At 74.2% G+C, this 12,703-nt stretch carries 8 protein-coding genes; 2 read left to right on the top strand and 6 right to left on the bottom strand.

What is annotated here, in order from left to right:
* Positions 1 to 21: 21 nt before the first annotated feature.
* From ACEY2A_RS01235 to ACEY2A_RS01220, 4 genes are all read right to left on the bottom strand, one after another.
* Positions 22 to 678 carry a response regulator gene (locus tag ACEY2A_RS01235; RefSeq protein ID WP_374929072.1) on the bottom strand — a complete coding sequence of 219 codons (657 nt, stop codon included), beginning with the start codon at positions 676 to 678 and terminating at the stop codon, positions 22 to 24.
* Positions 675 to 1,832 carry a sensor histidine kinase gene (locus tag ACEY2A_RS01230; protein ID WP_374929071.1) on the bottom strand — a complete coding sequence of 386 codons (1,158 nt, stop codon included), beginning with the start codon at positions 1,830 to 1,832 and terminating at the stop codon, positions 675 to 677. The genes ACEY2A_RS01235 and ACEY2A_RS01230 overlap by 4 nt, the downstream gene beginning before the upstream one ends.
* Positions 1,833 to 1,923: 91 nt before the next feature.
* Complete coding sequence (locus tag ACEY2A_RS01225) at positions 1,924 to 2,403, bottom strand: CHAP domain-containing protein (RefSeq protein WP_374929070.1); 480 nt, start codon at positions 2,401 to 2,403, stop codon at positions 1,924 to 1,926.
* Positions 2,404 to 2,495: 92 nt separating this feature from the next.
* Complete coding sequence (locus ACEY2A_RS01220; protein WP_374929069.1) at positions 2,496 to 3,050, bottom strand: glucosaminidase domain-containing protein; 555 nt, start codon at positions 3,048 to 3,050, stop codon at positions 2,496 to 2,498.
* A gap of 161 nt (positions 3,051 to 3,211) precedes the next feature.
* Between ACEY2A_RS01220 and ACEY2A_RS01215 the strand changes: the two genes are divergently transcribed.
* Positions 3,212 to 5,134 (top strand): cation:proton antiporter, encoded by a 1,923-nt coding sequence (locus ACEY2A_RS01215; RefSeq protein WP_374929068.1) that lies wholly within the window; start codon positions 3,212 to 3,214, stop codon positions 5,132 to 5,134.
* Positions 5,135 to 5,209: 75 nt separating this feature from the next.
* Positions 5,210 to 6,097, top strand: coding sequence for a phosphotransferase (locus tag ACEY2A_RS01210; protein ID WP_374929067.1), 888 nt, complete (start codon positions 5,210 to 5,212; stop codon positions 6,095 to 6,097).
* Between the two features lie 51 nt (positions 6,098 to 6,148).
* On the opposite strand, the gene ACEY2A_RS01205 is transcribed toward ACEY2A_RS01210, so the two are convergent.
* Together ACEY2A_RS01205 and ACEY2A_RS01200 are read right to left on the bottom strand one after the other, a co-directional pair.
* Positions 6,149 to 9,469 carry an ATP-dependent helicase gene (locus tag ACEY2A_RS01205; RefSeq protein WP_374929066.1) on the bottom strand — a complete coding sequence of 1,107 codons (3,321 nt, stop codon included), beginning with the start codon at positions 9,467 to 9,469 and terminating at the stop codon, positions 6,149 to 6,151.
* Positions 9,466 to 12,672 (bottom strand): PD-(D/E)XK nuclease family protein, encoded by a 3,207-nt coding sequence (locus tag ACEY2A_RS01200; RefSeq protein ID WP_374929065.1) that lies wholly within the window; start codon positions 12,670 to 12,672, stop codon positions 9,466 to 9,468. Before ACEY2A_RS01200 ends, ACEY2A_RS01205 begins: the two co-directional genes overlap by 4 nt.
* Positions 12,673 to 12,703: the final 31 nt, after the last annotated feature.

Raw genomic sequence — 12,703 nt, 5'->3', positions numbered from 1 at the left:
GCCACCACCGACCAGGCCCCCTCAGGGGGCCAGCAGGTCCCCGGGCGACAGCCCCAGGGCACGCTCGAGATCCGCCGGCGAGGTGTCGCGCAGGTGCTCCGCGAACTTCCCGGCCACCGCGGACATGTGTTCCCGCGCCACTCCCTCGGAGATGTCCAGACGGCGCGCGATGATGCGCCAGGACTCGCCCCGCGCGCGACCGGACAGCACCTCACGCTGGCGCTCGGTCAGGTCCGGCAGATCCCCCTGGCGCTCCAGCACCTCGGCCAGGCCGACGACCGAGGCGGACAGGTGCGTCCCCCCGGCGGCCACCACCTGAAACGCCTGCGCGGCCTCCTCCGGGGCGTCCTGCTTGTGCACCACACCGTTGGCCCCCTGCTGCAGGCAGCGCGCCACCACGAGTCGCCGCTCCTCACCGGTGTAGAGGCACACCGGGACACCGAGCGAGGCCGCCACCCGCACCGCTGCCAACCCCTGGATCTGGTCCCCCACCGAGGTGCGCAGGTGCAGGTCGAGCACCACCAGATCCACCCCGGGGATCTCCCCGAACGCCTCCACCATCTCCTCCACCGTCGCGAAGGCGGCGACGACCTCGACCTGCGGGTGCAGGACGGAGAATCCCTCCCGGACGACCGGCAGGTCGTCCACGAGCGCGACGCGGAGCCGATCGCTGCTCACGACACGCGCCCCGTGATCGTGACCGCCGTGCCCCCTCCGGGCTCGGCGTCGATCTCCGCCCGGGCACCGACCCGCCGGAGCCCCTCGCGAACCTGCACACCGAGCCCGAAGCCCAGCTGCGCGGCCGCAGGGTCGAAACCCCGTCCGTCGTCGCGCACCACCACCTCCCACCGGTCGGCCAAGCAGTCGGCGTGCACGACGGTCTGCTGCGCGCCCGCATGCTGACGAACGTTGTGCAGCAGGGTGCGAACGGCCGCCCCCAGCGCCTCGGCCGTGCCCGCGTCCACCACGACATCGGACGCCAGGTCGGTGTTCCGCACGACCCGCAGGTCCTCGAACCCGAGACAGGCCTCCTCCAGCACCCCCCGGAGCGTGGGGAGCTCCCCGAAGTCCGCCGGCCCACCGGTGTCCACCCACGCCCGCAGGCGGTTCGACTCCTGCAGAGCCTGTCGCTTGAGGGACTCCTGCACCTCGGGAGGGGTCGACGGGCTGGCCAGCTGCGCCAGGATCGACGTGGTGTCGTGCACGCTCTCCCGGTAGCGCTCCCGCTCGAGCAGCCGCGTGGCCTCGACGGCCTCCGCCCGAGCGGCATCGGCCTCACTGGCCACCCTGCGCAGGTAGTGGAAGAACGACGTGGCAACCACCCCGAGGCCCGGGTAGGTGGCGGCATTGGCCCACACCGTGCCGCGGCCGACCGACGGGTCCTGCACCCCCACCATCAGGTAGAGCGCTGCCACCACGAAACCGGCCACGACGCCGGCGGACCAGGGCAGGAGGACCCAGGCCCCGCTGAGGGCGTTCAGCACGTAGGCAGGCGCCCAGTTCTCCCAAGTGCCCACCACCTCATCGGGGGGCAGGGCACGGGGAAGGAGGGCCAGCAACGCCACCGCGGCACAGAGGTCCGCCACGACCAGGGGGGAGGCAGCCCACCGGCCGCGGGGGTGCAGCAGCGCCGCCAGCAGCAACAGGCTGACGCCGAAGACCGCGGTCAGGGCCAGCAGATAGTTCGCCCGGTGCACCGCATCGTCCACACCGTCCTCGGCAACCATGGCCACCTGCACCAGGAGCACGAGGCGAGCCAGGATGAAGCTCCCGACCAGACCCCGCTCGGCGAGCCGTCTGACCGAAGGGCGGCCTCGTTCGCGAGTAGTCATGGCGCGGAGAACGATACAACCGCCGGACGGGCACGCAGAAGGGCCGGTGGGTGCACCACGGGGTGCACCCACCGGCCCTTCGGGCAGCTCCTCAGGGGCGGATGTAGCTCATGCCCACGACGTCGTCCACGCGGCGCCAGTGCCAAGCACCGTCGCCGTCCCAGTTCATCTCCTTGATGAGCAGGGACCGGCTGCCGTCGGCCGCGATGTCGACGCTGGCCACCCAGCCGACGTGGCCGTACCTCGGGTTGGCGCCGTGCACCCCCGGCTGGAAGACCACGATCGAGTGCGGGACGGCGTTCATGTCCACCGTGTACCCACCAGCGATCGCCGAGTCGTGCCAGTCCTTGGCGTTGCCGTAGACGTCCGGGTAGAAGCCGTAGCGCGCGTTGAACCGGTCCTTCGCACCCCAGGTGCACTGCCCCTTCGGCGCGGTGTTGTAGCTGGCAGCGCTGGCCGTCGGAGCCTGGAGCACCGAACCGCCGACGGCGGCCGTCGCCGTCATCGCGGCCACTCCACCGAGCAGGGTGCGGCGGGAGACGGTCTGGGGCTGGGCAGTGATGTCAGTCATGAGGATGTCCTTTCGTGGGCGGACGCCATGGGGCGTCGCAGCAGGCAGGTGCCGGGAGGAGGCACCACGGCCGCGGGGCCGCGGCGTGGGAATCAGCTGTCGTAGTCGGTGAGGCGGTGCTTCTTGATGACGGCCCACACCTTCTCGGCGTAGGTGCCGTCCCCGCCGTACCCGCCCTTGTCCACCGCCAGCAGGAACCGGTACGGGTCGCCGGTGTGCTTGAAGGCCGGGGCGTAGTTCGGGTGCTGCAGGAAGTTGCCGTGGCCGAGGAAGGCACCCTTCTCCGTCTTGAAGACGTGGAAGGGCTGCAGGTCCCTGTAGAAGCCCTTCTCCGGGGTCCAGTCGGTCGTCCAGAACCACTTCTTGCCGTGGGAGTGGCCGTTCGACCGCAGCGCCTTGATGCCGTGGAAGTTGTTGGCGCCCCGGCAGATCTCCGAGGTGCCCCAGCCACTCTCCATGATGGCCTGGCCCATGCTGACGCTGACGGGGACGCGGTACTTGGCCCGCTCAGCGCGTGCCGAGACGACGATCCTGCGGATGAAGGCACGCTCCGCCGAGGTCGTGGCCGAGGCCATCGACGGCGTGAGAGCCACGGTTGCAGCGGCGCCCGCGGCCAAGGGGAAGATCTGTCGACGGGTGAGATTCATGAGATCGCTCCTTCACTGGTGGTCCGGCATCTACCGGTGCTGACACCCACGACGCTAGGAAGCGGGGCCCACGGCGAACACCCCTCACAAACAGGGGGTTGTCCTGCAGCCGGGGCGCTGCGAACGTGGGCAGGTGTGGCCTGTCGCCATAGGGTGACCGCATGGAACCGGCGCCCTATCTCGCCCTCGTCGTGGCCCTGGCTGTCGCCTGCCAGTGGGTGGCCTGGAGGTGGAAGATCCCCTCCCTGCTGCTGCTCCTGGTGGGCGGATTCGCCCTGGGCCGGCTGGTGGTGCCCGATGAGGTGCTCGGCCAGTCGCTGTTGTTCAGCGGCGTGCAGGTGGCCGTCGGCATCATCCTGTTCGAGGGTGCCCTGGGCCTGCGTTTCCGCCAGGTGCGCGACCTCGGCCGCCCCATCCTGCGACTGTGCACGTGGACGGTGCTGGTCACCTGGGTGCTGGTGACGCTCATGGCCTGGGGGCTGGGCTTCGACATCCGCGCCGCCCTGCTGGTGGGCGCCATCCTCACCGTCACCGGCCCCACCGTCATCAACCCCATCCTGCGCACCCTGCGCCCCACCCGCCGCGTCTCCCAGCTGCTGCGCTGGGAGGGGATCGTGGTGGACCCCATCGGCGCCATCCTCGCCGTGCTGGTGCTGCAGGTGGTCACCGCCGCCGGACGCACCGGGCCCTTCCTGGACGCGGTGCTCACGCTCTCCCGCGCCGTCGGGATCGCCGTGCTCGTCTCCGTGGTCTCGGCCTGGCTGCTGACCTGGATGATGAAGCGCGACCTGATCCCCGACTACCTGCAGGGCGTCACCTTCCTGGCGGCAGCCCTGGGCGGCATGACCCTCAGCAACTACGTGCAGACGGAGTCCGGCCTGCTCACCGTGACCCTGCTGGGCATCCTGCTGGCCAACCAGCCCGACCTGCACATCCACCACATCATCGAGTTCAAGGAGCACCTGCAGGTGCTCTTCGTGGGCGCCCTGTTCGTCATCCTGGCCGGCCGCGTGGAGCCTGCGGCCCTGGTGGACGTGGCGCCCGTGGCCGCCGTGTTCATCCTGGGGCTGGTGGTCATCCGGGCGGTGTCGATCGCCATCGGCCTGCACGGCACCGAGGTCTCCCGCGAGGAGAAGACGCTGATGATGTCGATGGCGCCGCGCGGCATCGTGGCGGCGGCCATCACCTCGATCTTCGCCCTGGAGTTCAACCACGCGGCCGAGAAGGCCATCGCCGTGGGCGAGCAGGCCCGCGCCGACGGCGACCACGCGCAGGCCGACACCCTGTTCGCCCGCGCCTCCGACCTCTACGAGCTGGCCACCCAGGTGGACACGCTCGTGCCGCTGGTCTTCCTGGTGATCGTCTGCACGGTGGCGCTCTACGGTCTGGGGGTGGGCCGGCTGGCCGAACGCCTGGGCCTGGCCACCACGAGTCCCCGCGGGGTGCTCTTCTCCGGCACAGGACCGTGGGTGGTGCCCGCCGCCAAGCGGCTGCGGGAGCTGGGCGTGCCCACCCTCATCGTGGCCCGCGAGCGCGGCGACCTGCGCCAGGCGCGGATGTCCGGGCTGCGCACCGAGGCCGCGTCCATCATCAGCGAGTACGCGGTGGAGGACATGGACCTGGCCGGCATCAAGTCGATGGTGTGCGCCACCCGCGACGACAACACCAACGCCATCGCGGCCTCGGAGTTCGGGCACGTGCTCGGCCGACCCAACGTGTTCAACCTCAAGCGCAACGAGGAGCAGAACCACGCCCGCAGCACCACGGCCGGGCACCTCATCGGCAACATCGCCTTCTCGCCACCCACCGACTACGACGAGCTGCTGCAGCGCACCCGCCAGGACCACAAGGTGACCTCGGTGGCCATCACCCAGGAGTTCACCTCCCGCGACTTCTGGGCCACGCACCCCGAGGCGGTGGTGCTGTTCGTGCACAACGAGAGCACCACGCGCGTGGCCTCCGGCAAGCAGGAGGAGGGCGAACCGGGCGACACCTTCGTGGCGCTGCTGCCGGTGCACCACGGTGCCCCCGTCGCCGGCGCCGCGTCCGGGGAGTCGGGCGCGACGGCGACCCGGGAGGGGTGAGGCAGGCGTGAGAAGGTGTGCCCTCATCATCGGGAGGTGCAGGTGAACACGACGGTGCGGCCCACATGGGCACGGATGGCCGCTTGGGCAGTGGCGACGGTGCCGACGATCAGCCCCCGCGAGGTCGCGTGGGTGGACCCCCGCGCGACCCGCCACGAGCTGGCCCGGGTGACCGGAGAGGACCACCGGCACTGGTCCGTGCGACGCACGGTCGGCTCCCCCACGGCCGGGGAGCGGATGGCCGACACGCTGCCCGAGGACCTGCCCGGCGCCCCGCCCCGCGCGGCCGGCACCACCACGCTCGGCGACGGCTCCACCCTCACGGTGCGCCCGTGGGTGGAGGGCCGCTCGCTGCGCTGGGTGATGGTGCGCCCCGGCGACCCGGTGGTGGAGGACTTCGCCACCTTCCTGGCCACCCTGCACGGCACCGCACCCCAGTCCCTCGCCGGCGGGGACGGCCCCGTGCCGACCGCCGAGGACCTGCGCACCGAGCGGCTCGAGCTGCTCGACCAGGCAGCCAGTACCGGCCTGGTGCCGCCACGACTGCTGGGGCGTTGGGAGGAGGCGCTGGCGGACACCGAGCTGTGGGACACCACCCCCACCGTGGTGCACGGACGCCTGGCCGACGAGCACGTGCTGGTGACCGCCGACCACGAGCTCGCCGCCGTGATGGGGTGGAGCCAGCTGCACGTGGGCGATCCGGCCGAGGACTTCGCCGTGCTGAGCGCCTCGGCCACCCCCGACGTGCTGAGCACCGTGCGCGCCAGCTACGACCGCAGCACCGGCCGCCAGGACGAGCGCCTGCTGGAGCGGGCGCGCCTCGTGGGCGAGATGGCCGACCTGCCCGCCCTGGTGAAGGCCCACGCCCGCGACGACCGGGAGGCGCTGGCGGAGATCCAGTCCGACCTCTCCCACCGCTCGCGCCTGCTGGCCGAGGCCGAGGAGCTCGACGCCTGGGAGTGAGGGCTCACCCCTCCCCCGAGGTCCGCGCGGCCGGCCCGATGGGGCCCGCCCTCAGGCCGGCGACTCTCCCAGCAGCCGCACCAGCTGCTCCAGCCGTTCGCCGTCGGGCAGCGGCGGGCGCACCGTCACCCCATCGGCGGCGTGGAAGAAGGCCCCGCCCACGGTGGCGGGGTCGATGCCGCGCCAGGCCGCGAAGGCCTGCCGGTAGCAGGCCAGCTGGACGGCGGCCGCATCGACCTCCGCCTCCCGCGGGGAGGACGAGGTCTTCCAGTCGACCACCACCCAGTCCAGCCCATCAGCCTGCTCGGTGGGCGATGCGGGGAAGATCGCGTCCGCACGGCCGCGCACCGTGAGGCCGGCGACGTTGGTCTGCAGCGGCAGCTCCACCCAGGTGGGCGTCCGGCCGGCCCACTCGCTGGCGGCGAAGTGCTCCTGGAAGCGACGCAGGTCACCGAGTCGGCCCGCCCCCTCGTGGCCAGCGCCGTCGCCGCCCCCGGCCTCCCGGGGGTCGATCTCCTCCGCGGGCCCCAGCGGCAGGTCCGGCACGTCGAAGAGCCGCCCCGGCCCCCACTGCGACTCGACCCAGGCGTGGAAGTCCGTTCCCTGCCGCGCCGCACGGGCCGGCGGTGTGGGCACCGGGCGCGCCAGGAAGCGTCGCGCGCCGGGGTCGCGGGCCAGCGCCACCAGCGAGCTGGTGCTCACGTGGCGCAGTGGCTCGGCATCGGGGCGGTCGGTGGCATCCCGCTCCGCCAGCAGCAGGCGGACGTCCTGGCGGAAGCGCAGCAGGTGTTCACGGTCGGCCTCGTCCAGGTCCGTCCACCCCGGCTCGGCGCCCGGGGCCGTCTCCAGCGCCAGACCCACCTCGGCCGCGGCCGCGGCCTGCGCATGGTGCTGCAGGTCCTCGGCCACGGGCCGCGGCCACAGGGCCGTCGTGGGGGCCAGGGTCACCGGGTTCTGCGGCACCGGCTCGGTGGGCGGCATCTCCACCCAGGTGCCCACCTCGCAGTCCTCGAGCACCTCGGTCAGGAAGTCGCTCGTGGGCGTGGGAGAGGCCGCCGTGCCCCACACCGCCGCCGAGAGGTGCAGCAGACGCCGCGCGCGGGTGACCGCCACATAGGCCAGCCGACGCTCCTCCTGCAAACCCCGTTTCCCGTTCGCCCGACCGAAGTCCTTCATGGCGGCCACCAGGTCGGCCTTCTCCGGGTCCGCCGGCAGCGCCCACTCCGGCAGCGCGGGCGCATCCCCTCGCAGCGCGTAGGGCAGCTGGCCCGATGCGGGGGACCACCAGGCGCTGTCCGTGGCCGGCCGCGGCACCCACTGCTCGCCCTCGGCCCTCACCGTCCCGGTACCGGAGGGGAAGGTGCCGGCCACCAGCCCGGGCACCCACACCGCATCCCACTCCAGCCCCTTGGAGGCGTGGACGGTCAGCACCTGCACCGCCGAGGGATCCACCTCCACGGCCCCCGGCTCCAGCGCGTCCTCGTGCTGCTCGGCGGCGGTGAGCCAGCCCATCAGCGCTGTGAGGCCAGGCTCGCGGGTGCCGGCCTCGGCGAAGGTGGCCACGTGCTCGTGGAAGGCCTCCAGGTGGGCGCGCGCCCGCCAGGGCGGCACGTCGGTGCGCGAGGCGAGCTCCACGTCCACCCCCAGGGCCTGCTCGGCCACCAGTGCCAGCTCGCCGATGCCCCGGTGCTGCGCGCCCAGGCACTGGGTGACGGCCTCGGCCAGCGTCGCCAGGCGGGACCGGGCCACCTCGCCCACGGTCTCCCCCTGCGGCCCGGCCCACCCGTCCTCCACCGGCGTGAGCACCGCATCGAGGAGGGTCACCGAGAGCTGCTGCTGGTCGCGCCGCTCTGCGGGGCCCTCGTCACCGGCACTGCGCACACCCCACCGCCGCTCCAGCTCGCGCCGCCAGGCGTGCAGGCCCACCAGGTCGGCCGCTCCCAGCCGGGCCGCGGGGCCGGTGAGCAGGCGCATCAGGTGGTCGCCACGGGTGGGGTCGTCCACGACGCCCAGCAGCGCCCGCACGTCCGCCACCTCCGGCACCAGCAGCAGGCCCCCCAGGCCCACCACCTCGTAGGGCAGCCCCGCGGCCTCCAGGGCCTCGGTGACCACCGGGAACTGCGAGCGCTTGCGGCACAGCACCGCCGCCCCGAGCTCCCCGGGCGCCCAGTGCTCCGCCAGCCACGCGGCACCGGCCCGGGCCTCCTCGGCCGGCGTCTCCCAGCGGGTGGCGGTGACCGCCGGGCCCTCGTCACCCCCGGGGCGCGGGCGCAGCGCGGGCAGGTCCAGCGCACTGCGCTCCCGCAGCGGTGCCGCGATGCGGTTGGCCACCCGCAGCACCGGTCCCGCGTTGCGCCAGCTGGTGGACAGACTGCGCTGGGCCGCGCCGAAGGACTCCACGAACGACTCCATGGTGCGCGCCGAGGCCCCGCGGAAGCCGTAGATGGACTGATGGGGGTCGCCCACGGCCGTGACGCTCAGCGAGGCGTCCCCGGCGAACACCCCGCGCACCACCGACAGCTGCGCCTCGGTGGTGTCCTGGAACTCGTCCAGCAGCACCGCCCGGCTGCGGGCCCGCTCCACCCGGCCCACCGCCGGGTGTGCCAGGGCCAGCTGGGCCGAGAGCCGCGTCTGGTCGGAGAACTCCAGCACCTGGCGCTCGGCCTTCAGCTCCTGCCATCGCTGCACCATCGGCACCAGCGCCCGGCGGATCTCCACCGTGGCCTGCGCCTTGAGCACGTCCGCGTACGGCCGCCCGGAACGCTGCGGGGCGACGGTCTCCAGCATCGCGTCCAGCCGGTCGAGCTCGCGCTCCACCTGCTCGCCGGTGACCAGGTGGTCGCCCATCTGGCCGGCCAGGGTCAGCACCCCCTGCACCACGCCCTCCACGCTGGTGAGCCCGGCCGGGAGCTCCCCCGGCCAGGTGGTCACCAGGTCGGTCACCCCCTGCCAGGCCTCCACCGCCGACAGCACCCGGGCGCCGGGCTCGATGCCCAGCCGCAGCCCGTGCTCGGCCACGATGCCGCCACTCCAGGCGTTGTAGGTGCTCACCACCGGCGGCTGCAGCTCCTCGGCGGTGAGCACACCGGCCCGGGCCAGGGCGTCCAACCGGGCCGTGAGCCGCTCGGAGAGCTCGGCCGCGGCCTTGCGGGTGAAGGTCAGGCCCAGCACCTGGTCCGAGCGCACCCACCGGTTGGCCACCAGCCAGACCACGCGGGCGGCCATGGTCTCGGTCTTGCCGGACCCCGCACCCGCCACCACCAGCTGGGCCGGGTCGATGGCCTCGATGACGGCGGCCTGCTCCGGTGTGGGCCGGTGCTGGCCCAGCACGTCTGCCAGGTCCGCCGCACCCCATCGCCTCGGACTGCTCACGCGACCTCCCTGCCCTCGGGCACCGCGGGGCAGCTCGACCTCACCGGGCACCCCCTGCAGGCGTCACCCACGGTGGCCAGCTGCTGCGGCTGCACCATGCCCTGCCCGGCCGCGGCCACCCGCTCCCGGTGGTCGACCTCCCCGGCCTCCAGCGGCGGCTGGCGCCGGTCGATGGTGCCGATCCGCTCCCCGGAGTCCAGCTGCACCAACGAGGCTCCCCCGGCGACGGTGCCCTGCTCGAAGGCACCGGCCGCCACGGCCACCTGGTAGGCACCCAGCTGCGGGTTCTCCGGCAGGTCGGCCGGGGACCCGACGAAACCCGTCTTCAGGTCCGCCACGTGGAGCGCCCCGGAGGCCGGGTGCCGCTCCAGTCGGTCGACCCGCCCCACCAGGCGCACCCCCTGGGTCTCGACGGCCAGGGCCAGCTCGGTGCCCACCAGCTCCCGGCCGGACTCCCGCCGGTAGATCTCGTAGCGGCGGAGCCACTCGGCCATGCGCTCCCGCTCCCGCCGGGACCACCAGACCTCGGGCGAGCCCAGTTCCGCCCAGCGCCGCTCGGCCTCGGCCGTGAGCGCCGGCACCGGGTCCTCGGGGCGCTCGGCCAGCAGGTCGTGCAGCAGGATGCCCAGCTCCTGCGAGCGGCCCGGCGGCGTGCTGCCGCCGTGGGTGCTGAGGAACCAGCGCAGGGCGCATTCCTGGTAGGTGCCCAGCGCCGAGGGGCGCACCGCGGGCACGGTGCCCGCCGGCCAGGGTGCACGCGCGGAGGTGACCTGCCGCAGGGCCCACCACTGCTCCGGGTGGGCTCGGGGCACCTCGGAGCGCACGAGCGCGGCCAGCTCGGCAGCCCACGCCGCACGGGCCCCGGGGTCGATGCGGTGCTCCCCCGCCACACTGTTCCCTCCCCCGTCTGCCCCGGCAGCCGTCAGCAGCTCCCGGCGGGCCAGGGCCACCTGGTGACGCAGGTCCAGCGGCGGCTCCCAGGGTGCCCAGGGGCGCTCCTCGGCCCCATCCACCAGGGGCTCCACGAGGTGCAGCAGCGCCGAGGGGGACTCCTCGGTGTCCCGCACGGCCGTGACCAGCAGGCGCCGGGTGGCGCGGGTGCAGGCCACCAGGAACTGTCGGGTCTCGTCGTGCCGCACGCTCGCGAGCTCGTCGGCCACGCTCCCGGCGCGCCCCTCCACCAGGTCCACCAGCCGCGACGACCCCACCAGCGAGCCCCGCAGCCGCAGGTCCGGCCACACCCCGGCCTGCACGCCGACGACGGCCACCACCTCCCACTCGCGGCCGGCGGCCGTCTGGGGCGTGAGCACCTGCACGGCGTCACGCTCGCGCCCCATGACCAGCGAGTCGCGCGCCACCTGCGAGGACCGCATCCAGTCCACGAAGACGTCCGGCCCCGCCCCTGGACGGCGCTCGACGAACTGTTCGGCGGCCGCGAACAGGCCCAGCACCGCATCGAGCTCCCGGTCTGCCCGCCGCCCGGCCACCCCACCAGCGAGCGCCTGGCGCTGCCACGGCCCGGCCAGGCCGAGGCCGTCCCACACCGCCCACAGCACCGTCTCCGCATCGACCCCCAGCGCCCACCCGTGGCCGTCGGGGGTCCGGCGGGCGGCATCCACCCCCGCGTGCAGGGCGGTCGCGATGCGGCGCAGCGCCCCCGTCTCGGCCCCGCGCCGCTCCCACGGGTGGGCAGGATCCAGCACGGCCTGCTCCAGCAGCTCTCCGCTGGTGAGGCCCGCGTCGGCCCCGGCCTCGACCCGCAGCACGCGGCGCAGCCGCCGCACGGAGGTGCGGTCGAGTCCCCCGATGGGAGAGGTGAGCCAGCCGGTGATGCGCTCCTGGTCCACCCCCGTCGCCGCAGCCACCTCCTCCGCGGGTGTGTGCTGGCCCGGCTGCTGGCGCGCGAGGGCCAGCGCGGCCACCACCAGGTCCAGCAGGGTGCCGACCACGGGCTGCCCGGTCACCGGCTGGCCGCCACCGGAGACCTGCACCGGCACCCCGGCCCGCTCCAGGGCGCGGCGCACCTGCTCGGTGCGCCCCCGGCCGCGCGCGATCACCGCCATGCGCCCCCAGGGAACCCCGGCCAGCACGTGCTCCCGGCGCAGCACCGTGGAGACGTGCGACAGCTCGGCGTGCACGCTCGGGAAGACCAGTGCCGCCGCCTGGTCGGTCGCCTCGCCGATCCGGGCCGGCCCCTCCCCGGGCGGGCAGGGGTCGGGCCGTCGGTGCTCGACCCCGTGGGCGCCGATCCGCTCGGCGATGCGGCCGGCCACCTCCCGGAGCACCGGGCCGTGCCGGTGCGAGCAGGGCAGCACCTCCGGCGTGGGGTCTGCGGCCCACTCCAGGAAGGCCCCCGGACGCGCACCACGGAAGCCCTGGACCGCCGCATCGGGATCGCCGGCCAGCACCCAGCGCGCCCGGGGCGTACGGCGGGCCAGCGCGTCCACCAGCGCCAACGTGCCGGCCGTGAGCTCCTGCGCGTCGTCCACGAGCACCAGCTGCAAGGGGCCGGCCACGGCCTCGGCCACGTCGTCGTCCACCACCAGCAGGTCGGCCGCGGCAGCCACCACCCACGCGGCGTCGACCGCTGCCTGCGAGGACAGCGCCGTCACCTGCTCGTACTCCCGCATCAGGCGCCCGGCCGCCTGCCACAGCCCGGGGGTCCCGTCGGGCCCCTGCTGGGCGTCGAGCTCCGCGAGCTCCCCCGCCGTCACCCCGTGCTCCACGGCGCGCATGAACAGGTCGCGCACCTGGTCCCGGAAGCCCTGGGTGCCCAGCGCCGCCCGGACCGCCTCGGGCCACCCCGCCGCACGGGCCACGGCCTCGTCCTGGGCAGCGCCAGCCAGCAGCTCGGCGAGCACCGCGTCCTGGTCGGCTCCGGTGAGCAGAGTCGGTGCCGGCGTGTCCCGAAGCCTCGCGTGGTGGCCCAGCACCGCGAACCCGAAGGCCTGGTGCGAGTGCACCGGCATGCCGGTGGTCGCACGGGGCCACCTCTCCTCGAGGCGATCGCGCAGCATGGTGGCCGTCAGGCGCGATGGGGTGAGCACCAGCACCTGGGACAGGTCACCCCCCGCCGCCAGGTGGGCGAGCACCTCATCGACCACCCGGGTGGACGTCCCCGTCCCCGGGGCGCCCAGCACCACGTGCACGTCCGGACGGCGCCCGGCGCGCACCTGGGGCTGGGGGGGCTCGATGGGCGACATGGACCCCATCCCATCAGCCGTCACCGACAAC

It is taken from the genome of Kytococcus sedentarius (genome assembly GCF_041937525.1).
In the GTDB taxonomy this organism is placed as follows: domain Bacteria; phylum Actinomycetota; class Actinomycetes; order Actinomycetales; family Dermatophilaceae; genus Kytococcus; species Kytococcus sedentarius_A.
The sequence above is the reverse complement of the archived record's forward strand: the minus strand, read 5'-3'. Positions and strand labels throughout refer to the sequence as shown.